The following is a 21,938-nucleotide window of genomic DNA, read 5'->3' on the forward strand; positions in this document are numbered from 1 at the left end:
TGACGAGGTCCCCGTCGAGCCCCAGGTGGTTGAGGCAATGGTGCCAACGCAGCCGTCCGGCTCCGATCCAGCCGTCGATGACATCGATCGATCCTTCCACGCAGCGCTGGCGCGGTTGACCGGCGGCGTCTCGCCGGCAGCGCTGGCGCTGGCTTTTGCCGACTGGCAACTGCACCTTCTGGCTTCACCCGGTAAGCGGGCCAGCCTTGCCGGCCGGGCGATCCAGAATGCGTTTGATCTCGTCGATGCCATGGTACCGAGGCATGCGGTATTCGAGCCTTGGTCCGTGATCCGGCCGCTGGAAAACGATCGCCGTTTCACAGGCTCCGATTGGGAGCTGCCATCCTTCAATCTCCTGGCCCAGGCTTTCCTGCTGAACCAACAATGGTGGCATTCGACGACGACCGGTATTCACGGACTGGCCCATTCGAACGCGGCGATCGCCGACTTCGCGCTTCGCCAATGCCTAGACACGGTGGCCCCGACGAATTTCGCCGTCAGCAATCCTGAAGTTCTGCGCAAGATCATGGAGACTGGCGGCGGCAACTTCGTCTATGGCCTGCACAACTTTGTCGAGGATTGGCAAGCCCTGCTCGCCGGTGCAAGGCTAAGGAGCGATCAGACTTATGTGGTGGGTAAAGACGTTGCCATCACACCCGGCAAGGTCGTCTATCGCAACGAGCTGATCGAGCTCATCCAGTATTCCCCGACGACGCCGACCGTGCGGCCCGAACCCGTTCTGATCGTGCCTGCCTGGATCATGAAGTACTACATTCTTGACCTGACGCCGCGTAATTCTCTCGTCCGTTATCTAATCGAGAGCGGCTTCACTGTCTTCATGATTTCATGGAAGAACCCCACACCCGAATATCGCAATTTCAGTCTCGAAGATTACCGCGAGCTCGGAGTGGATGCCGCGATCACTACCGTCAACTCGCTTCGTCCTGGACAGCCTATCCACGCCGCCGGCTACTGCCTTGGCGGTACACTGTTGTCGATCGCGGCGGCCAGGCTGGCTCGCGAGCGGCCCGACTGCCTGCGAACGGTGACGCTGCTCGCGGCGCAAACCGATTTCACGGAAGCCGGCGAGCTCACCTTGTTCATCAATGAAAGCCAGGTCGCTTTCCTGGAGGATATGATGTGGCGGCAGGGGCTGCTCGCAGCGGCACAGATGGCCGGGGCCTTTCAGATGTTGCGAACCAATGACCTGCTTTGGTCGCGCGTCGTGCGGGACTATCTGATCGGAGAGAGGGCCGCGCCAAACGAACTGATGTCGTGGAACGCCGATGCCACGCGAATGCCCTACCAAATGCATTCGGACTACTTGCGGCGCCTGTTCCTCAATAATGATCTGGCCGAGGGGCGCTATCAGGTCAATGGCAGGCCGGTCTCGCTCGCGGATCTGCACATACCGATGTTTGTCGTCGGCACGTTGCGCGACCACGTCGCGCCGTGGAAGTCGACGTACAAGATCAACTTCCTTGCCGATGCGGACATCACCTACGTTCTGACGAGTGGCGGACACAATGCCGGCATTGTCGCGCCTCCCGGCCAAGAGGGGCACAGCTATCAGGTGCGTACAAAGAAGGCTCATGATCCCTATCTCGGCCCGGACGAATGGATCAAGCGCGCACCGTCCCACGAGGGATCATGGTGGACGGAGTGGACGCGATTTCTCGCCGCGCATTCCAGTCAGCCTGTTCCGACCTGCTTGGCGGCAGACACAGGACAGAAGAGCGCGCCCTTGGATGAGGCACCGGGCTCTTACGTGCTCGAGCAGTAGACGCGGCCCAGCGCCGGCGCTTCCATGGTGTCGGCCGCTCCGGCAGACGATCATCGTTCGCGAATTGCTGGAAGCCCGCTTGCAATCTCTTCGTGCACGAGATCGCCGGTCGACGCTCTTAGCTCGCGCCCGAGTTTGTCGCGAGCAGCTTCTTCGATGCGGGCAGCAAAGCCAGGCTCTCGATCCATAAGGCTATGTAAGTCAGTCGCGTCCAGGATGAGGAGGCGAGTAGGTTGGGTAGCTATGACCGTTGCCGAACGGCGAGCATGCCGCAGCACAGCAATTTCGCCAAAGAAATGACCGGAGCCCAGACGCACCGGCCTATGTCGCAGTTTGATCTCCACCTCACCATCGGCGATCAGGTACATCGAATGTGCAGGCTCGCCCCGCCGGGTTATAACGGACCCGGCATTAAGCTTCTGGGCCCGCAGCATCTTCATGATCTCGCCGATCTGGAGGGCGCTCAACTCGCTGAACAGCGGAATGTGGGCAACGAGGCTCCAGGTAATGATGAAATCGCGGCGATGTACCTCGTTGGCGAAAGCGGTCGCAACAATGCCTACGGGCAAAGCGACCATAAGCAAACCTGCGAAAATGGTGCAGCCCGCAATGAAGCGTCCGATCGCCGTAACTGGAACGACGTCGCCATACCCGACTGTACCAAGCGTCACGATCGCCCACCATAGAGCGTTCGGTATTGTCCCGAATTTTTCAGGCTGGACCGCGCTCTCGGCGAGATGCATTAGCCCGGCTGCGATCAGTGCCGTGCCAAGTAGAATCACAAAGCATCCCGTGAGAGCGTGCCTCTCAGCGTAAAGCGCCTCCAACAACGAGCCAATCGCAGGTGAATAGCGTGCCAATTTCAGGAAACGCACCAAGCGCAACACCAGCAAGGTCTTGAGTTCCGGAGCTGCGAATGGAGCCAGCAAAAGCGGCAGTATGGCGGCGAGATCGATGATTCCGTTGAGGCTTGCCGTAAAACGAAGTCGTGACCCGAGTGCTCCAAAGTGTCGCCATGGTGCGTGCTCCGCCGCGGTCCAGACCCGCGCCAGATACTCTGCACAGAAGATCGAAGCCACCATGATTTCGATGGCCTGAAAACCTGAGGTATACCGACGGGCCAAATCGGGAACGGATTCGCAAACGGTGGCCAGGAGGCTGACGACGATCGCTAGTATCAGGCCGGTATTCACCGCCCAACTTGCGGCGCCGTGGGGAAAGCCCTGCTCCAGGATGAGGTAGATCTTGCGACGCAGAGTCGTCACTCGTTCCACGAGGGCTACCCAATTATTGCCTGATCAGGCGTCCAGATTGCGCAGGCGCTGGCGGTTGCGAAGTTCGATCTGCCGGGCGCCGGAAAAGCCGAGAATGCCCTGGGCGTGAAGCTGCGAGAGCGCCCGCGACACGGTCTCCAGCGTGAGGCCAAGATAGTCGCCGATGTCGCGGCGGCACATCGGCAGCGCCATCATGCCCGCGACGGCGAGGCGGCGGTCCATTTCGAGCAGGAAGGTCGCGACCCGCTCCATCGCGGTCTTGCGTCCGAGCAGCAGCATGTGGTCTTCGGCGTGACGCAGCTCGCCAGCGGTCATGGCCCAGAGCTTACGGGCGACCTGCACGTCGGTGCCGGCAGCCTTTTCCAGGCTTACGCGCTTCACCAGGCGAACATTGGTGTCGATGATCGCCTCGGCAGCAAGGCGGTGGCTGGCGCCGGATTCGAGGCCGAATACGTCGCCGGGCAGGTGGAAGGCGCCGATCTGGCGGCGGCCGTCGGAGAGGAGCTTATAGGTGCGGACCGCACCTGACACGACCTGGTAGACGTATTCGGCCGGCTCGTCCTCACCATAGATCTCCTCCTCCTTGCGGTACGAGAACTCAGTGGCGACGAGGCCGACATGGCCGGCGATCGCGCCGAACTGGTCGGAGACGGGATGAACAGGGGCAATCTTGCCACGAACTTGCGTGTTGATCGCTTGGGTGTTGAGCGTCTGGGTCAGCATCTGCGCCATCTCCGTTGTGATGGCACTTTGGTACGCGGTATCGGGTGGTTCGAAAATTTCGCGAGATATCTTAAGGGGGCGCCCTTACGTAGAATCCCGTAGGTTAATTCCGGCGACGGCTCTGGATGGCGTGGCGAATCCGTTTGACCAGATTTTCGTCGAGAAGCGGCTTCAAGATCACATCTTTTACGCCTGCCGCTGCAGCCCGGGCCGAGATATTGCCGTCCGGGTAGCCGGTGATCAGGATCACTGGGGTGTCGCCGTCGAACTGGCGCAGCCGGTCGGCGAGCTCGATGCCGTTGATATCGGGCATCTTGTAGTCGATCACGTAGCAGTCCGCGCCGGGCAGGCTCGCAGCGTTGAGCAGTGCTGTGGCATTCCGAAACGTCCGCACGGCAAAGCCGTCGGTTTCCAGAAGAAAGCGCAGCGATCCCAGCACAGCGTCGTCGTCGTCGACCACGTAGACGATGGGCTGTGCCGACGATGCCATGGGTAGCCGCTGATGGCGCGAGCCGAGTTCGATCATCCGGATCGCGTAGCACAGGCGGACCAGCCCGCCTTGACTTGTCTCAAACCGGTTGGCCTCAATCCTTCAGCATGCCGGCGCGCATTGCGAGGCGCACCAGTTCCGAGAGACTGCCCGCCTGCATCTTGGTCATGACATTGGCCCGGTACACCTCGATGGTGCGCGGGCTGATGTCGTACTCGCGAGCGATCAGCTTGTTGGAAAGCCCCGCGACCAGCCCCTCCATGACCTGGCGCTCCCTTGGGCTCAAGGAGGCGACGCGGGCGGCAATGTCCTGGACCACGGCCCCGCTCTGGGCAGCCGGTTCGGCCTGGCGGATGGCGGTCTCGATCATGGCAGTGAGGCGGTCATCCTCGAACGGCTTTTCCAGGAAGTCGACGGCGCCAAGCTTCATTGCCTCGACCGCGAGCGGAACATCGCCGTGGCCGGTCATGATCAGGATCGGAAACGGCGAGTGCTGATCCTTCATCAGCTTCAGGAGCTCGATCCCATCTAGGCCCGGCATCCTGATATCGGAGACGACACAGCCGAAGGCGAGGCGGGGCAGGTCGTCGAGGAAGCTTTGCGCGTTGTCGAACAAGGTGACGCCAAAGCCTGCGGAATCCAACAGGAAGTTCAGCGAGTCCCGCATCGCCTCGTCGTCGTCGATGATGTAAACATGTCCCTTGGTGGTCATTGCTCAGGTCTCGTCGGCTGCCGGCAAGGTGAAGCGGAATGTCGCACCGCCCGATGCATTGTTCTCGGCGACCATGCGGCCGCCGTGAGCCTCGATGATCGAGCGGCTGATCGACAATCCCACACCCATGCCGGTCTCCTTGGTGGTGAAGAAGGTTTGAAACAGGTTTGGAATGACATCGTCCGGAAGCCGGAGCCGGTATCCGACACTTCCACCTCGATCATCTCGTCACCAACGCGCCGATTGGTGACGACGAGCTCTCGTTGCTGAGACTGCGCCATCGCTTCCAGCGCGTTGCGGAACAGATTGACCAGAACCTGCTGGATCTGCACGCGGTCGGCGAGGACCAGGTCGGCAGTGGGATCGAGGCTGAAGCGGAGCTGCACGTTCTGTTCGCGCGCGCCGGCAAGTCCGAGCGCGCCGGCTTCCTCGATCAGTTTCGACAGGCTCTCGACCCGCTTCTCGGATCGCCGCGGGAGACGAAGTCGCGCAGGCGTCGGATGATCTGGCCCGCGCGCAACGCCTGCTCCGAAGCGCGATCGAGCGCGTTCTCGATCTTTGCAGCGTTGGGATCGGTACTACCGGCCAGCAACCGTCGTGACCCTTTCATGTAATTGCTGATTGCCGCCAGGGGCTGGTTGATCTCATGGGCGAGGGCCGAGGCCATCTCGCCCATCGCCGTCAGCCTCGAGACATGGACGAGCTCGGACTGCAATTCCTGGAGCCGGGCCTGAGTCTGCTGGTGCTCCGTGAGGTCGCGCACGAAGCCCGTGAAAAAGGGCTCGCCGCCGGACTGCATCTCGCCGATCGACAGATGCATTGGGAATTTCGTGCCATCGCGGCGCTTGCCGGTTACGATGCGGCCGATGCCGATGATGTGCGGATCATTCGTCGAGCGATAGCGCGCGATGTAGCCGTCGTGTCGGGTTCGGTCGGGCTCCGGCATCAGGATGCTGACGTTCTGGCCGATCGCCTCCTGCTCGGACCAGCCGAACAGGCGCTCGGCGGCGGTCGAGAACAGCTGCATGATACCGTGACCGTCGATAACGATCATGGCGTCGGGAATGGTGTGCAGGATGGAGCGCAGGTGAGTCTCGCGCGTGCGCAGTGCTTCCTCGACCTGCTTCTCCTTGTCGATATCGAGGAAGATGCCGGACAGATGCCGCGCGAGCCCGGCATCATCCCTGATCAGGCCGGCGCGGGCCCTGATCCATTTGCCCCGATCGGAAGCGCCGGCAATCCTGAAAGAGACGTCGAAGCTGCCGCCGTGGTCGGTGACTTCTCTGATCGCAGCCTCGACGCGCTCGCGGTCCGCGGGCGCAAGACGCGACAGGAAGAGATCATAGCTCGCAGTCGCGCCCCGTTCGATGCCGAGCAGCATCCGCGCGGTCTCTGACCATTCCAGCTCGCGCGTCGCGAGGTCGAGATCCCAGGTGCCGACGCCGAACCCCTCGATCCGGACCCGGAAATGCTCGCCACGATGGTCGTCGGGCGGATGCGTGACGCGGGTCGGCGACAAATGCTTGCTCCAATTTGGTGGCGAAGAGCCGCGAGCCTGCCGGTAATTTCGCTCAAGGTAGCCTCCGAGGCAAGTTCCGATCTCTCATTTCGTCGGCGGATTTTCCGCTTCATGATGCGGAGCAATTTGATCTACCTCATTCTGCCGCGCTGCTACGGGCTTAAAAATGTGTACGAAAAGCTCACCTCGCCGGAGACTCCCGATGACATACGCGACCGTGATGGTTAGCCTGGCGCTGGATCAGCTCAATACCGCGCGTCTTCAAGTCGCGGGCGAGCTCGCCGAACGATTCGAGGCTGATATCGTCGGGATCGCTGCGGCGCGATCTGCCCCGCCGCTTTATTTCACTGATGGCGCCGAGGCCCAGCGACTGATCGATCAGGAGGAGGGCTCCGTCAAGCGACGCCTTGCTGATCTGGAGGCGCAATTCCGCGCCGCGACCCGGGCGCGCAGTGGGCGTGCGGAATGGCGCAGCGCTATGGATTTTCCCGCACGATACGTCCTGGCGCAGGCGCGTTGTGCCGACATCATCGTCAGCAGCGGGCAGAGCTCGACCTTCTCCGATGCCTTTTCGACGGCAAACCCAAGGGATCTGGTAATGCAGACCGGCCGGCCGCCGCTGGTCGTGCCTGATCAAACCAACTGGCTCGATCTGCGCAGCGTGCTGGTGGCCTGGAAGGACACGCCGGAGGCGCGGCGGGCGGCGGCCGATGCGCTGCCGATGCTGCGCAAGGCCAAGGACGTCGTCGTCGTCGAGATTCCGGAAACGAACGACGACCGCTCGGCGGTGATGGCGCATGTCAGCGACGTCGCCGCCTGGCTCGCCCGCCACGGCGTCACCGCGACCGCGCGGGTCACGGAGGCGGGAAACGCAACCGCCGCCGTGCAACTGGGGAGGGTTGCCGACGATGTCGGCGCGAGCCTGATCGTCGCGGGTGCCTACGGTCATTCCCGCTTCCGCGAGCTGATTCTCGGCGGCGTCACGGAATATCTGGTTACGCAAACTGCGCGCTGCGTGCTGTTGTCGCACTGACGGTCCGCGCCGCACGGACAAATCGATGAGGACGTGCCGTGTACAAATTCCTTGAGCAGACCGCCGAAAGTTACATGACGCGCCACGTCAGGACGGTGCAACGCGACCACAATCTGCTCGCGCTCAGCGAGATGTTCGAGCAGGACGATTTCAACTCCTATCCGGTCGAGGACGATGGTCAGGTCGTCGGCATCGTCACCAAATTCGATATCCTGAAGTGCTTTGCCTTCACGCCGAGCCAGATGCTGCCGCGCTATCACGACTTGATGAGCCGCAAGGTCGGCGACGTCATGACGCCGGAGTTCATCTATGTCAGCCCCGACACGCGGCTGACGCGCGTGCTCCAGATCATGGTCGAGCACCGCATCCGCAGCATCATCGTGCTCGACGGCACCCAGAAGCTGGTCGGAATCATCGCGCGCGAGGACGTCATCGCGGCGCTGAAGGCGACCGCGAGCGACTGACGAAACGTCCTTAAATCCTGCGATTCCAGGCTCCGTGTTTTCCTGGAGGCCGCGACACGCAATGCGCTCGACGCGACGTCCAAGCGGTTGATATCGCTCGCCGACCGGCAGCAGCCTCCCGTTAACAGAAATCCATCCAGCTTGATTTCAATCAATTCCCCGCGAGGATGAATGTGGTTTCTGGCAGCGTGTTCTTTCAGAGAGAATCCGCGATGCCCCAGCCTTCCATCTCGAAAACCATGACGACAGGCGAAAGCGGTCTGGCGCTCGTCTTCGCGGTCACTGCCTTCCTGTGCCTGATCGCCTCGGCCAAGGCGCTCGATGCGCCATTCGCCTTCCATGCTGCGCTCAGCGCGGCGGCGAGCCTGGCCGCGGTGTTCTTCATCATCAATCGCTACTACGATCGCCCGGCGACACTGCCGCCCGCGGAGATCAACGGTCGGCCCAACTACAACATGGGCCCGATCAAGTTCACCGCATTCATGGCGATGTTCTGGGGCATCGCGGGCTTCCTGGTAGGGCTGATCATCGCCTCGCAAATGGCCTGGCCCGCGCTGAACTTTGATCTGCCCTGGATTCAATTCGGCCGGTTGCGGCCGCTGCACACCTCAGCCGTGATCTTCGCCTTCGGCGGCAACGTGTTGATCGCGACATCCTTCTACGTGGTGCAGAAGTCCTGCCGCGCGCGGCTTGTCGGCGATCTCGCGCCCTGGTTCGTCGTGCTCGGCTATAACTATTTCATCCTGATCGCCGGCACTGGCTATCTTCTCGGCGTCACCCAGTCCAAGGAATATGCCGAACCGGAATGGTACGCCGATCTCTGGCTGACCATCGTCTGGGTCACTTATCTGTTCGTCTTCCTTGGCACGATCATCAAGCGCAGGGAACCGCACATCTTCGTCGCCAACTGGTTCTATCTCGCTTTTATCGTGACGATCGCGGTTCTGCACCTCGGCAACAACCCCGCGCTGCCGGTGTCGTTCTTCGGCTCGAAATCCTATATCGCCTGGGGCGGCATCCAGGATGCCATGTTCCAGTGGTGGTACGGCCATAACGCGGTTGGCTTCTTCCTGACCGCCGGCTTCCTCGCCATCATGTACTACTTCATTCCCAAGCGAGCGGAGCGGCCGATCTATTCGTATCGGCTCTCGATCATCCACTTCTGGGCGCTGATCTTCCTCTACATCTGGGCCGGTCCCCACCATCTGCACTACACGGCGCTGCCGGACTGGACGCAGACGCTCGGCATGACCTTCTCGATCATGCTGTGGATGCCGTCCTGGGGCGGCATGATCAACGGCCTGATGACGCTGTCGGGTGCCTGGGACAAGCTGCGCACCGACCCCGTGCTGCGCATGCTGGTCGTCTCCGTCGCCTTCTACGGCATGTCTACCTTCGAAGGCCCGATGATGTCGATCAAGGTGGTCAATTCGCTCAGCCACTACACCGACTGGACCATCGGCCACGTGCATTCCGGCGCGCTCGGCTGGGTCGGGTTCGTCTCCTTCGGTGCGCTGTACTGCCTGGTGCCGTGGGTCTGGAATCGCAAGGGTCTTTACAGCCTGAAGCTCGTCAACTGGCATTTCTGGATCGCGACGCTCGGCATCGTTCTCTACATATCCGCGATGTGGGTGTCGGGCATCCTGCAGGGCCTGATGTGGCGTGCTTACACCTCGCTCGGCTTCCTCGAATATTCCTTCATCGAGACCGTCGAGGCGATGCATCCCTTCTACGTCATCCGCGCCGCCGGCGGCGCGCTGTTCCTGATCGGCGCGCTGATCATGGCCTACAATCTCTGGATGACGGTTCGCGTCGGCGAGCAGGAAGTCCAGATGCCCGCCGCTCTTCAGCCGGCGGAATGAGGAGCTTCCCATGTCGTTCTGGACACGCCATCAAATCTTCGAAAAGAACTCGATCATCCTGGTCGTCGGCATTTTGCTGGTGATCGCGATCGGCGGTCTCGTCGAGATCACGCCGCTGTTCTACCTCAAGAGCACGATCGAGGTGGTCGACGGCGTCAGGCCCTACACGCCGCTGGAGCTCGCCGGCCGCAACATCTATGTCCGCGAAGGCTGCTATCTCTGCCATTCGCAGATGATCCGTCCGTTGCGCGACGAGGTCGAACGCTACGGCCACTTCTCGCTCGCCGCCGAGAGCATGTTCGATCACCCGTTCCAGTGGGGGTCGAAGCGCACCGGGCCTGACCTTGCCCGCGTCGGCGCCAAATATTCCGACGACTGGCACGTCACGCATCTGACCAATCCGCGCGCGATCGTGCCGCAATCGGTGATGCCGGGTTATCCGTTCCTCAGTTCAACCGAGGTCGATCCCAGCACGATTGCCGACCACATGCGCACGCTGCGGACCGTCGGCGTTCCCTATACCGACGACCAGATCGCCAACGCGGGCGCTGACATGAAGGCCCAAGCCGATCCTGATAATGCCGGCACCGATGCCTTCACCAAGCGCTACGCCAAGGCCGTCGTGCGCAATTTCGACGGCAAGGCCGGAACGCCGACCGAGATGGACGCGCTGATCGCGTATTTGCAGATGCTCGGCACGCTGGTCGACTTCAAGCTTTACAACGAGAAAGCCAATCTTCGCTGAGAAGGCATCACCGATGAAAGCCATCCTGACACTCGACAATCTCGCCTCCGGTCTCGTGACCACGATCTGGACGCCGGTCTTCGTCGCGATCTTTCTCGCGATCATCGCCTACGCATTCTGGCCCCGCAACAAGGCCGCCTTCGACGAAGCAGCCAGTCTGCCGTTGCGGGAGGAGTAAGAGCTCATGACCGATCATCAAAGTGAATTCGATTCCGTCACCGGCAGGTCCACGACCGGCCATGAGTGGGATGGCATCAAGGAGCTCAACACGCCGCTGCCGCGCTGGTGGGTGATGACGTTCTATCTCACCATCATCTGGGCAATCGGCTACTGGATCGTCTATCCGGCCTGGCCACTGATCTCCAGCAATACCAGGGGGCTGATCGGCTATTCGTCGCGCGCCGACGTCGCGGTCGAGCTTGCCAATCTCGAGAAGATCAGAGGTGACAAGATGGCCGCACTCGGCGCGGCCTCGCTCGCCGACATCGAGAAGGATCCGGCCTTGCTTGCGCTGGCGCGCGCCAAGGGCAAGACCGTGTTTGGCGACAATTGCGCGCCGTGCCACGGCTCCGGCGCGACCGGCGCCCGGGGATATCCTAACCTGAACGATGACGAGTGGCTGTGGGGCGGCACGCTCGACCAGATCATGCAGACCATCCAGTATGGCGCGCGCTCCGGCCATGCCAAGACGCATGAAGGCCAGATGCTCGCGTTCGGCAAGGACGGCGTGCTGAAGCCGGACGAGATCGTCACGGTGGCGAACTATGTGCGCTCGCTGTCGGGCCTCTCGACCCGGAAGGGCTACGACGCCGCCAAGGGCGCGAAGATCTTTGCGGACAATTGCGTCGCCTGCCATGGCGATGGCGGCAAGGGCAACCAGGAGCTCGGCGCGCCCAATCTGACCGACCAGATCTGGCTCTATGGCTCGGATGAGGCGACCCTGATCGAGACCATCAGCCAGGGCCGCGCCGGCGTCATGCCGGCCTGGGAAGGGCGGCTCGATCCCGCCACCATCAAGGTGATGGCGGTCTACGTCCACTCGCTGGGTGGCGGAAAATAACTAAGCAGACAGGGGCGAACAAAATCGCCCCCGTTTGCGCTGGATCAATCGACCCATCGGCGTCGGGTCTAGGTTTAATCGCACCTTTTCGAGACAACGATCGCGATGAACAAGGCCGTGAACCCGAACGAGCTCACATCGGATGACGATTACGGGCCGCTCTACGCAGCCCGCAAGAAGGTGTATCCCCAGAGCGTCCACGGCACCTTCCGCCGCATCAAATGGGGCCTGATGGCGTTCTGCCTCGGCATCTACTACCTGCTGCCTTTTGTACGCTGGAATCGTGGTCTTGGTGCGCCCAGCCAGGCCGTGCTGATCGACCTGCCGAACAGCCGCTTCTATTTCTTCTTTATCGAGCTGTGGCCGCAGGAGGTCTATTACTTCACCGGTCTGCTGATCGTTGCCGCGGTGACGCTGTTCTTGATGAACTCGGTCGGCGGTCGCATCTGGTGCGGCTATCTCTGCCCGCAGACGGTCTGGACCGATTTGTTCTACGCCGTTGAGCGCTTCGTCGAGGGCGACCGCCGCGAGCGGATGATGAAGGACAAATCGGCCGGCGCGCTGACCATTCGGCGCGTCTCCGAGATCGCGCTCAAGAATTTCATCTGGCTGTTGATCGCCTGGTGGACCGGCGGCGCGTGGGTGCTCTATTTCAACGACGCGCCGACGCTGGTGAAGCAGCTGCTGACCTTCCAGGCGCCAATGATCGCTTATATCTGGATCGGCATCCTCACCGCGACGACCTACGTGCTCGCCGGCTTCATGCGCGAGCAGGTCTGCACCTATATGTGCCCATGGCCGCGCATCCAGGCCGCGCTCACTGACGAATGGGCGCTCAACGTCACCTATCGCTACGACCGCGGCGAGAAGCGCACCTCGGTGAAAAAGGCCGCGGAGCTGCGCGCGCTCGGCGAACATGTCGGCGATTGCGTCGACTGCTATCAATGCGTCGCGGTCTGCCCGACCGGCATCGACATCCGCAACGGGCCGCAGCTCGAATGCATCCAGTGCGGGCTCTGCATCGACGCCTGCGACAACGTCATGACCAAGATCGGTCGGCCGAAGCGGCTGATCGGCTATGATAACGACATCAACATCCAGCGCCGCCAGGAAGGCAAGGCGCCGATCTATCGCATCGTCCGTGCCCGTACCGTCGCCTACAGTGCGATCATCGCGGCGGTCGGCGGCATCATGCTCTACGTGCTCGCGACCCGCACTCTGCTCGATGTCAACGTGCTGCACGATCGCAATCCTCTTGCGGTCAAGCTCAGCGACGGCTCGATCCGCAATGCCTATACGGTGCGGCTGCTCAACAAGAGCGGCTATGACCGCGTCGTCGCGATCGACGCGGACGGCCCGGTCAATTCCACCATCCACGTCGTCGGCGTCGATTCGGTGACGCCTGATCGGCCGATGATCGTGATCCCCCGCGACTCCACCAGTGAGCTGCGGCTGCTCGTCACCGCGCCGGCCGACAGCAATCCGGAGAAGTCGATCCCCGTGCGCTTCCACGTCACCGATATCGGGCTCGGCGAGGTCGCGTCCACCACCGACAATTTCGTCGCGCCGTAAGACCAGGAGACTGCCATGGCCACCAAGCCGCTGACCGGAATCAAAGTGTTCCTGATGCTGGTCGCTTTCTTCGGTGTCGTGATCGGCGTCAATGTCACTATGATGAAGCTCGCGATCGCGACGCTGCCCGGCACCGACGTCGACAGCCCCTATGCCGCGGGCCTCGCCTATGACCGCGAGATCTCGGCGGCACAGGACCAGGCCACGCGCAAATGGAAGGTGAGTGCGCATATCGAGCGGCGCGCCGACGGCCATGCCGTGCTTCAGGTCGAGGCGCGCGATGCCGCCGGCCAGCCGGTGACCGGATTGAAATTTGGCGGACGCCTGGAACGGCCGACCGACAAGCGCGCCGATCTCGCAGTCGAGCTCGCTGAAGCCGGCATCGGCACCTATCGCGGCAATGCCGCCTTTGTTGCGCCTGGCCAGTGGGATCTTGTCATCGAGGGCGAGGCCAGGGGGACGCGCGTCTTCCTGTCGCGCAACCGGGTGATCCTGAACTGAAGGGCTCGCCATGCAGGTGACACGCGATTTCTCCCACTACGTCCGCACTGCGGGCGCGGGCGTCCAGCACATCGATCTCGCGGTCGAAGGCGTTCACTGCGCCGGTTGCATGGCCAAGATCGAGCGCGGCCTGTCCGCCATCCCCGATGTCACCCTGGCGCGCGTGAACCTCACCGACCGGCGCGTTGCGCTGGAATGGAAAGAGGGTACGCTGGATCCTGCCCGTTTCATCGATCGGCTCGACGAACTCGGCTACAAGGCCTATCCATACGAGACCGAGAGCGCGGAGGCGACCGAGGTCGCGGAATCGCGCTTCCTGCTGCGCTGCCTTGGCGTCGCAGCGTTCGCCACCGTGAACGTGATGATGCTGTCGATCCCGGTATGGTCGGGCAACGTCTCGGACATGCTGCCGGAGCAGCGCGATTTCTTCCACTGGCTGTCGGCGATGATCGCGCTGCCCGCGGCGGCTTATGCCGGCCAGCCGTTCTTCAGCTCGGCCTGGCGCGCGCTGTCGAACAAGACCACAAACATGGATGTGCCGATCTCGATCGGTGTGTGCCTTGCGCTCGGCATGTCCGTGGTCGAGACCATCAACCACGCCGAACACGCCTATTTCGACGCGGCGATCATGCTGCTGACCTTCCTGCTGGTCGGTCGTTTCCTCGACCAGAACATGCGGCGGCGGACCCGCGCGGTCGCCGGCAATCTCGCGGCGCTGAAAGCGGAGACCGCAGCGAAGTTCATCGGGCCCGACGAAATCTCGCAGGTGCCGGTCGCCGCGATCCATCCCGGCGATATCGTGCTCTTACGGCCCGGTGAGCGCTGCGCAGTCGACGGCACCGTGATCGAAGGCCGTTCCGAGATCGACCAGAGCCTGATCACAGGCGAAACGCTCTATGTCACGGCGGAGCAGGGCACGCCTGTTTATGCCGGCTCCATGAATATCTCCGGCAGCTTGCGTGTGCGGGTTGCGGCCGCGTCGGAAGCAACGTTGCTCGCCGAGATCACGCGGCTGCTCGACAACGCGCTCCAGGCACGCTCGCGCTACATGCGGCTCGCCGACCGCGCCTCGCGGCTCTATGCACCGGTCGTGCATGCGACCGCGTTGATCACCATTCTGGGCTGGGTCATCGCGGGCGCGACCTGGCACGATGCGATCGTAACGGGCGTTGCGGTGCTGATCATCACCTGTCCCTGTGCGCTCGGGCTTGCGATCCCCACCGTACAGACGGTGGCCTCGGGCGCGATGTTCAAGTCCGGCGTGCTGCTCAATTCCGGCGACGCGATCGAGCGCCTCGCTGAAGCCGACCACGTCATCTTCGACAAGACAGGCACGCTTACGCTGCCCGATCTCGATGTAACCAATGCGGCCGACATTCCCGCCGGCATTTTTGAACTCGCCGGCCGCCTCGCGTTGTCGAGCCATCACCCGGTCGCCGCCGCGGTCGCGCAGGCCGCCGGAGCAAAGTCGCCGATCGTGGGCGCGGTCGAGGAGGCCGGGCAGGGCGTCCGCGCAGCGGTGGATGGTGTTGAGATCCGCCTTGGCCGTCCCTCCTTCTGTGGCGCCGAGGCGTTGGTCGCTGGGGCCGCGCTTGATCCCGAAGCGTCCGTCGTGGCCTTTAGCAGGGGCGCCGAAAAGTTCTTCCTCACCGTGCGCCAGGGTCTACGTCCGGATGCCCAAGCCGTGATCGCCGCGCTGAAGGATCGTAACATTGGCATCGAGATACTCTCCGGCGATCGCGAACCAGCGGTGATCGCGGCGGCCCATGCGCTCGGCATCGCCGAATGGCGCGCCGGCGTCACACCGGCCGACAAGATCGCGCGGATCGAGGAGCTGAAGCGGCGCGGCGCAAGGGTGCTGATGGTCGGCGACGGCATGAACGATGCGCCGTCACTGGCGGCCGCGCATGTCTCGATGTCGCCGATCTCGGCTGCGCATCTGAGCCAAGCCACCGCCGATCTTGTCTTCCTTGGCCGGCCGCTGGCCCCTGTCGTCGCCGCCATCGATTCCGCGCGCAAGGCGCTGCATCTGATGCGGCAGAACCTCTGGCTTGCGATCGGCTATAATGTGCTGGCCGTGCCGGTCGCGATCAGCGGCGTGGTGACGCCCTTGATTGCCGCGGCCGCCATGAGCGGCTCCTCGATCCTGGTGATGCTGAACTCGCTGCGCGCCCGGAGCGCCTCGCGGGAGATCGTGTGATGGAGATCCTGGTCATCCTGGTGCCACTGGCGCTGATGCTTGGCGGTGCGGGCCTTGCCGCCTTCCTCTGGTCGCTCCGCAGCGGCCAGTATGACGATCTCGACGGTGCCGCCTGGCGGGCGATTGCCGATGAAGATAGTGAGGCGCCATCGCTTCAGCCCAAGGCCCGGACGCCAGCATCTGGCCGTGAACTGCGCCCACTTTGACCTGGCGCAATGCAGGCGCGCCGCACTGCGGCAGGACGTTGCGACTGTTCAAAATTTGGGAGGTTGCCATGACACCGGTCACATCGTCGGCGTCGATCATGAGCAGGTTGTGGGGAAGAGTTGCGGATTGGTTCGGGCGATTTCGCGAATCCGCGGAGATCCGCGCACTTAGTGCCTCCGAGATCGTGTCCATCGCGCGCGACCTTCGCATCCCGCGAGCTGAGTTTGAGGCTCTCGTTGCTCATGGCCGGCATGGTGCCAGGGAATTGTCACGGCTGCTCGATGTGCTCGGGATTGATGAAAGGTCAATTGCGCGCAAGGAGCCAGGCGTGTTGCGCGACTTGACATTGGTGTGCGCACTTTGTGTAGCAAAGTCGCGATGCAACCGTGAGACGAAGGCAGGAACGGCGGCTTTGCAATATCCAGAGTACTGTCCCAACGCTTACATGATCGATGCGCTTAGAAAGGAATCTTCAAAACCCGAGGTGCTCGACTTTCTTCGCGGGCCTGCTTGCTGCTGATTGCTTTGACGATGGCCTCGGCGGGCGTGAGATACGGAGCCTCGTGAGGAGCCCCGAGATTACGACGTGGACCCATTAACGCACGGCGACAGCCTGATTGATGCAAGTTGGATGGATTTTGCAAGTCAAGCCGCCTCGTGACCGCCCCTGGATTGTCTTCTATTTTGATTGACACAGGCACCATGCTGATGCTCCCGCAATGGAGGTTGCCTCGCGTGCTCATCCTTGTAGGACTTACGTACAGGTGTACTGTCCCATCATGCCGGCGTCCTCATGTTCGAGGATATGGCAATGGTACATGAATGGGTGTCCACGGGTTGCCGGCTTCGTGAACCTGACTAGAAGTTCGGCCTTGCTTTCCACAAGGACGACGTCCTTCCAGCCAGTCAGATGATCGGGCGGCGGTTTGTCGTCCAGGGAAAGGATCCGGAACAACGCGCCGTGCACGTGGAAGGGATGCGCCATTCCGATGGAGTTGATTTCCCAGATTTCGCTCGTTCCGAGCTTCGTCTCCACATCGATCCGCTTTGGGTCGTGCGTGCGTCCGTTGATCCCGATCAGGGCCGGCAGGCCATCATGATTGTCCATGCGCGTCCGTTGACCGCACACGCCGTTGTTGAGGACGAAACTCCGCCGCTGCACCGCCTGACTCGTCGCAATCGCTGAAGGTTCGACGAGTTGCGATGGCAGCCGCCTCGCCGTCTCAGACGCAGAACCAACCTCGAAGCGGATCACGGGAACATATTCGTCGGTACCAGCGTCGGAGATGGCGCCAAACAGCCCCATGGACCGATCGGGTCCCGTCAGGAGAACCACGGGCTGACCACCCGAGAAATCGACCAGGATCTCGAAACGCTCGGCCGGAGAAATGCGCAGCACCGACATCGGCACAGGCCGAGAGAGAAAGCCACCGTCGGAGGCAATGACATGAAAGGCGCGACCGTCTTGAAAGCGCAATTCGAAGTTCCGGGCATTCGATCCGTTGAGGAGCCGTAGACGCACCCACCCTGCCGGTACCTCGGCGGTCGGCGTAATCGCGCCGTTGACGATGACGGTATCTCCGCGAACGCCATACACGACATCGAGTTCGCCCAGATCGTAACCGATCGAACCGTCTGTGTCGTCGATGACCCGATCCTGGATGATGAGAGGCAGATCATCCACTCCGAAATGATCAGGCAGGCCTAGGTCAGTTCCGTCTTCGACAATGATAAGCCCGGCAAGACCGAGATAGACTTGCCGGCCCGTGTCGTGATGCGGATGGGGGTGATACCAGAGCGTCGCGGCCGGCTGGTCGATCGACAGTGTGGGCCGCCAGGTTGCCCCTGGTTCGATCTTTCGCTGAGGACCTCCATCGGCATCTCCCGCGACCAGCAAGCCGTGCCAGTGGACCGTAGTCGCAACGCCGAGCTCGTTGCGCACATTCATCTCGACATGGTCGCCCCGCCGGAATCGAAGCACGGGACCGAGGATCGGCCCAGAATAGCCGAACGTCTTCGCAAGCTTCCCGCTCAGGAATGCATGAGCGCCGACCCCCGCTCTGAGCTTGACGACATTGTTCTGCTGTCTTGCGTCGATCAGCGGCGGAATCGGAAGGCGGCCTCCGCCGCGTGTTATCTCGCCTCGGCCGAACCGGACATCCAGCATCGTCGCCGAGGCGACGGCGCCCGTGCCGACGATGAGCGATCGACGTGTGATCATCGCGGCCTCCGACGATAGCCAGCGCCCGCTCGCTGGCAAGGCGAAGAAGGTCTCGCCTTGCTAGTGATGGTGGCCATGTTGCGGTGCCGAAGCATCGGACGCATACCCGCGCAACTCGGCATATTTGGCCAACTGTGTCTGATCGAGTACGGCCGCCGTGAGCAGGTGATACTTGAGATGTGCTTCCCGAAGCTCGCCTTGCGTCTTGGAAATTGCGGACGTCGCCGTTTCGAGGCTCGCGAGGGTGATCGTGCGACCCGAGAACTGCCGATCCAGATCGCTCTCCTGTTCGATCAGCCTGTTGCCGATCGGCGTGGTGTCCGCCTTCATCTGCGAGAACATTTCCTCCACCTTGCTCCGCTGATCTGGGCTCAATCCAAGCTGGTCAGCCAACTCTAGGACATGTGAGGGACCCGGATATCCGTTGAGTTCGGCCACGAGCGCGAGGGCCATTCCGCGCCCGGCGCGAAGGTCGGCGATCTGCTGATCCGAGAGCGCCTTGACGTGTCGCGACTGCATGCCGGCGTAAGGTGTTTGTGCCCAGACCAACGCTGGGGCGAGCAAGGCAAGAACGATAGGAATCGCTTTCATCGAGCGGGCTCCGACTCTGGGCATTCGGCGATGTCCGCAATCTGCTCTATCGCGAGGGCTTGGGGAAGCGCATTCGGCTCACGGTTATGTCAGGGGAGCGGCGGTTGATTTAGCCCGAGCGTTCCTGCTTCCCCGCCAGGATGAAGACCGGTACCGACGCGAGCTGAATGGCGATCGAGAACGCGATCAGCGCGGGCCGCGAATATTCGTACAGCAGGCCCGTCACGATACTGCCGGCGAGCCATCCGACGCCGTAGCCCGCATAGTAAAGCCCGAATGCGAAGTTGCGCTTTCCCTCCGGCAGCACTTCGGCAACGATGGCCTTGAGCAGCGTGTCCTGGATCGCGTAGCCAACGCCCCAGAGCAGCATCCCAAAAAGAACGATCCAGAAGCCGCCGAGGAACACGAAGGGCGAGAATGCTGCGGAGACGCAAACTGCCGCGATCACGATAGGAATCCCGACTCGGTCGTAGGCCTTGCCGAAGACCAGGTTCGCCAGTACCCCGAAGGCCGTCGAGATAGCGAGCATCACGGGAATCCACTGATCGGGCGCGATCTTCGTCTTGGACAGATGGTAGGAGATCAGCTCGAAGCTCATCAGCCCGGCGGCGAATAGGACGCCGGCCAGCACGTACAGCCAATACGCCGTGCCGAAGTCTTTGGCCGGGGCCGTATGGCCCCGCTCGAGCCGCGACGGCAGCGGGAAATTGACGCGGGCGACCACCAGCGCCACGAGCGCGGCCACGGCTGAGATCGTCAGGAAGGCGTACCCGGTCCGGAAGTCTCCCTTTAGCAGAAGTACCAGCGCGATGACGAGGGCCCGATCGTCGCACCGACCTCGTCTAACGCGGTGTTCAGCGCGTAGCCCCACCCTTGCCGAGCTCGCCCGTCGTATAGGAGAGCATCGCTTCGACGGTCGGCTTGCGCAGCGCCCGCCCAATCCGCTCCGCCAGGACGAGCGCGGCGGCGACCTGCCAGCTTCCGGCGAGCGCCATGGCCGGCACAGCGAAGAGATTGATGACGTAACCGACGAACGTGATCAGCCAGTAGCGGCTTGTGCGGTCGGCTGCGTAGCCGGCCGGCAGGCGCAGCGCGTAGCCGAGAAACTCGCCGAGCCCCGCTGTGACGCTGACGATGACCGCGCTCGCGCCAAGCGACGCCATGAATGGTCCGTTGATGCTCCCGCCGCCTTCGTAGGTGATGTCGCCGAACAGGTTGACGATCCCGGTGGTCATCACGAAGAGAAAGGCCGGTGAACTGATCGAGGCCGGTCGAGCCATGGAGCGAACTCCTTGCGCCGGCGTCGACCCCCGTGGCGACCGACCGGTTATGATGTATCGTCGGCAACCTTGCAGGACCGAGCCGGTTCCTGCTTTTACGGAACCCGATAAAGGCGCACCGCGCTGCCGCACTAACTTAGCCGCCGTCGGGGCCTAGCGGACATTGCCTTCCCTGTATCATGCCGCTGTGTTTATGAGTGCACGGCCTATTAGACTGCACGGCTATGAGTGGCTGCGGAATGCGCAAGGTGAGCGTCGAACGCCGAAGCCACGCTCCTCACTAAGAATTCTGCCCCGGCGTTCACTGATAGGCCGTTCTTGGTCATTGTCACGGCGCCATGAGCGATGAGACTATCAATCCGAGCGCGATCAACTACGGCGGACTCCTGGTCGCGGCCATGCAGACGCGATACTTGGCGGAGATCAACCGCAAGATCGCACATAATTCGCTCGATGATAGCGGCGCGGAACCGATCTTCGTCGGTTAGCACGTAGCCTTTCGTCGTGGCGAGGCGCTCCTCGGCAATGCGGGCGAGATAATCGCGTATGGGAACGACGTTCTGGACGAAGCCCTGAGGCATGCGGCCGATGGCGCTGGCGCCAAGACCGATGAGCGTGTCTGCTGTGTCGTCGGTGTATCCCTGGAAATTCCGTCGCAATCTGCCTTCCCGCGCTGCGGCGACAAGGCTGTCGTTGGCAAGCGCGAAGTGATCGAGGCCAATGCGCACGTACCCTGCATCAAGCAAGGCTTGAGCAATGGCATCTGACTGGAGATGCCGCTCAAGGCTGTCTGGGAGCGTGTCATCGGAGATCGTCCGCTGATGCTTCTTGAATGATGGCACATGGGCGTAGCCGAAGACCGAAAAGCGGTCGGGGCGCAGCTCGAGACATTTGCCAACGGTATCCAGGCAGGATTCCACCGTCTGCAGGGGAAGGCCATAGAGGAGGTCAAAGTTGATCCGGCCTATGCCCGACGCAGCCGGTCGACAGCGGTCGCGGTCTGATCGAAACTCTGACGCCGGTTGATGGCCTGCTGGACGGCTGGGTCGAAGCTCTGAACACCAAGGCTCGCGCGGTTGACCCCGCAGGAGCCGAGCGCCTCCGTCATCGGCTCCGTCAGGGTACGGGGATCTATCTCGATGGCGATTTCGGCATCGGGAAGGACGAGAAACGAAGACCGCAAGACACCGACCAGCTGCGCGAACGTCTCCGGTCGCATGACGGTCGGCGTGCCGCCGCCAAAGTGGATGTGAGAGACGGGCAGCCTCTCTCCGATCGCCTCAGCGGTAAGCTGCGCCTCGCGGCGCAGACCGGAGGCGTAGAGGGCGATTGGCTCATCGTGCTTCGTTACGGAGGTATGGCATCCGCAGTACCAACACATCGAGCGACAAAATGGCACGTGCAGGTAAAGCGAAGCCGGCTGCTGGAGCGGCACAGATTTGAGCCATTTTCGATAATCGACTTCGCAAATCTCGGGCGAGAAGTGCGGGGCGGTTGGATAGCTCGTATACCGAGGAGTCTGTCGTTGCCATAGGATTGCACCAAGTCTGGTCGCATGTGCGGTCCTCCATCTCGGGACTAGCTAACGCAGCGATGCCCAGACGACCTTGCTCTGGCTCAATTCCACTGTCGTATCAGAACTTTATGTTTCTCCGCGAAGCCTCGTTACATTCCGAAGGAGCATCGCAATCGTTGGCTGCG

21 protein-coding genes and 2 pseudogenes are annotated in these 21,938 nt (G+C 62.2%); 12 read left to right on the top strand and 11 right to left on the bottom strand.

The features are described from left to right. Positions 1–37: 37 nt before the first annotated feature. A complete protein-coding gene (locus ACTGJ9_RS13510; protein WP_456678517.1) occupies positions 38–1,783 on the top strand; it encodes a PHA/PHB synthase family protein in 1,746 nt (581 codons plus the stop codon). Between the two features lie 50 nt (positions 1,784–1,833). On the opposite strand, the gene ACTGJ9_RS13515 is transcribed toward ACTGJ9_RS13510, so the two are convergent. The 6 genes and pseudogenes from ACTGJ9_RS13515 to ACTGJ9_RS13540 all read right to left on the bottom strand — a co-directional run bounded on the left by ACTGJ9_RS13515 (position 1,834) and on the right by ACTGJ9_RS13540 (position 6,501). Further along, positions 1,834–3,048, bottom strand: coding sequence for an ion transporter (locus ACTGJ9_RS13515; protein WP_456677445.1), 1,215 nt, complete (start codon positions 3,046–3,048; stop codon positions 1,834–1,836). A gap of 33 nt (positions 3,049–3,081) precedes the next feature. Further along, positions 3,082–3,780: a helix-turn-helix domain-containing protein gene (locus ACTGJ9_RS13520; protein ID WP_456677446.1), complete on the bottom strand. Its 699-nt coding sequence runs from the start codon at positions 3,778–3,780 to the stop codon at positions 3,082–3,084. Positions 3,781–3,883: 103 nt separating this feature from the next. Continuing rightward, on the bottom strand, positions 3,884–4,306 hold the full coding sequence (locus ACTGJ9_RS13525) for a response regulator (protein WP_456677447.1): 423 nt from the start codon (positions 4,304–4,306) through the stop codon (positions 3,884–3,886). Between the two features lie 58 nt (positions 4,307–4,364). Then, positions 4,365–4,982, bottom strand: coding sequence for a response regulator FixJ (gene fixJ, locus ACTGJ9_RS13530; protein WP_456677448.1), 618 nt, complete (start codon positions 4,980–4,982; stop codon positions 4,365–4,367). A gap of 3 nt (positions 4,983–4,985) precedes the next feature. Next, a pseudogene (locus ACTGJ9_RS13535) lies at positions 4,986–5,263 on the bottom strand (ATP-binding protein). Between the two features lie 152 nt (positions 5,264–5,415). Continuing rightward, positions 5,416–6,501: a PAS domain S-box protein gene (locus tag ACTGJ9_RS13540; protein ID WP_456677449.1), complete on the bottom strand. Its 1,086-nt coding sequence runs from the start codon at positions 6,499–6,501 to the stop codon at positions 5,416–5,418. A gap of 202 nt (positions 6,502–6,703) precedes the next feature. Here ACTGJ9_RS13540 and ACTGJ9_RS13545 point away from each other — a divergent pair, with 202 nt between their 5' ends. The 11 genes from ACTGJ9_RS13545 to ACTGJ9_RS13595 all read left to right on the top strand — a co-directional run bounded on the left by ACTGJ9_RS13545 (position 6,704) and on the right by ACTGJ9_RS13595 (position 16,665). Then, positions 6,704–7,534, top strand: coding sequence for a universal stress protein (locus ACTGJ9_RS13545; protein WP_456677450.1), 831 nt, complete (start codon positions 6,704–6,706; stop codon positions 7,532–7,534). A gap of 38 nt (positions 7,535–7,572) precedes the next feature. Further along, a complete protein-coding gene (locus ACTGJ9_RS13550) occupies positions 7,573–7,998 on the top strand; it encodes a CBS domain-containing protein (protein ID WP_456677451.1) in 426 nt (141 codons plus the stop codon). Positions 7,999–8,210: 212 nt separating this feature from the next. Next, on the top strand, positions 8,211–9,860 hold the full coding sequence (gene ccoN / locus ACTGJ9_RS13555; RefSeq protein WP_456677452.1) for a cytochrome-c oxidase, cbb3-type subunit I: 1,650 nt from the start codon (positions 8,211–8,213) through the stop codon (positions 9,858–9,860). A 10-nt stretch (positions 9,861–9,870) separates the two neighbouring features. After that, positions 9,871–10,605 carry a cytochrome-c oxidase, cbb3-type subunit II gene (ccoO, locus tag ACTGJ9_RS13560; RefSeq protein ID WP_456677235.1) on the top strand — a complete coding sequence of 245 codons (735 nt, stop codon included), beginning with the start codon at positions 9,871–9,873 and terminating at the stop codon, positions 10,603–10,605. A 13-nt stretch (positions 10,606–10,618) separates the two neighbouring features. Beyond that, a complete protein-coding gene (locus tag ACTGJ9_RS13565; RefSeq protein ID WP_027528922.1) occupies positions 10,619–10,783 on the top strand; it encodes a CcoQ/FixQ family Cbb3-type cytochrome c oxidase assembly chaperone in 165 nt (54 codons plus the stop codon). A 6-nt stretch (positions 10,784–10,789) separates the two neighbouring features. Beyond that, positions 10,790–11,665: a cytochrome-c oxidase, cbb3-type subunit III gene (ccoP, locus tag ACTGJ9_RS13570; RefSeq protein WP_456677453.1), complete on the top strand. Its 876-nt coding sequence runs from the start codon at positions 10,790–10,792 to the stop codon at positions 11,663–11,665. Between the two features lie 105 nt (positions 11,666–11,770). Further along, positions 11,771–13,237: a cytochrome c oxidase accessory protein CcoG gene (ccoG, locus tag ACTGJ9_RS13575; RefSeq protein WP_456677454.1), complete on the top strand. Its 1,467-nt coding sequence runs from the start codon at positions 11,771–11,773 to the stop codon at positions 13,235–13,237. 15 nt (positions 13,238–13,252) lie between these two features. Continuing rightward, entirely contained in the window at positions 13,253–13,738 is a 486-nt protein-coding gene (locus ACTGJ9_RS13580) for a FixH family protein (RefSeq protein ID WP_456677455.1), read from the top strand. A 10-nt stretch (positions 13,739–13,748) separates the two neighbouring features. Then, on the top strand, positions 13,749–15,938 hold the full coding sequence (locus tag ACTGJ9_RS13585) for a cation-translocating P-type ATPase (RefSeq protein ID WP_456677456.1): 2,190 nt from the start codon (positions 13,749–13,751) through the stop codon (positions 15,936–15,938). Beyond that, entirely contained in the window at positions 15,938–16,144 is a 207-nt protein-coding gene (gene ccoS / locus ACTGJ9_RS13590) for a cbb3-type cytochrome oxidase assembly protein CcoS (RefSeq protein WP_456677457.1), read from the top strand. Before ACTGJ9_RS13585 ends, ccoS begins: the two co-directional genes overlap by 1 nt. Positions 16,145–16,212: 68 nt before the next feature. Continuing rightward, positions 16,213–16,665 carry a DUF6455 family protein gene (locus ACTGJ9_RS13595; protein ID WP_456677458.1) on the top strand — a complete coding sequence of 151 codons (453 nt, stop codon included), beginning with the start codon at positions 16,213–16,215 and terminating at the stop codon, positions 16,663–16,665. 234 nt (positions 16,666–16,899) lie between these two features. Here ACTGJ9_RS13595 and ACTGJ9_RS13600 read toward each other — a convergent pair whose 3' ends face one another. From ACTGJ9_RS13600 to hemN, 5 genes and pseudogenes are all read right to left on the bottom strand, one after another. Then, positions 16,900–18,312 carry a multicopper oxidase domain-containing protein gene (locus ACTGJ9_RS13600; RefSeq protein WP_456677459.1) on the bottom strand — a complete coding sequence of 471 codons (1,413 nt, stop codon included), beginning with the start codon at positions 18,310–18,312 and terminating at the stop codon, positions 16,900–16,902. 114 nt (positions 18,313–18,426) lie between these two features. Beyond that, complete coding sequence (locus tag ACTGJ9_RS13605) at positions 18,427–18,957, bottom strand: hypothetical protein (protein ID WP_456677460.1); 531 nt, start codon at positions 18,955–18,957, stop codon at positions 18,427–18,429. 109 nt (positions 18,958–19,066) lie between these two features. Beyond that, positions 19,067–19,702, bottom strand: a complete 636-nt coding sequence (locus ACTGJ9_RS13610; protein ID WP_456677461.1) for an MFS transporter — start codon at positions 19,700–19,702, stop codon at positions 19,067–19,069. A 109-nt stretch (positions 19,703–19,811) separates the two neighbouring features. Next, entirely contained in the window at positions 19,812–20,237 is a 426-nt protein-coding gene (locus ACTGJ9_RS13615; RefSeq protein ID WP_456677462.1) for a hypothetical protein, read from the bottom strand. A 209-nt stretch (positions 20,238–20,446) separates the two neighbouring features. Then, positions 20,447–21,794, bottom strand: a pseudogene (hemN, locus tag ACTGJ9_RS13620) (oxygen-independent coproporphyrinogen III oxidase). Between the last annotated feature and the right edge of the window lie 144 nt (positions 21,795–21,938).

Source organism: Bradyrhizobium sp. RDM12 (assembly GCF_051917485.1).
GTDB lineage: Bacteria > Pseudomonadota > Alphaproteobacteria > Rhizobiales > Xanthobacteraceae > Bradyrhizobium.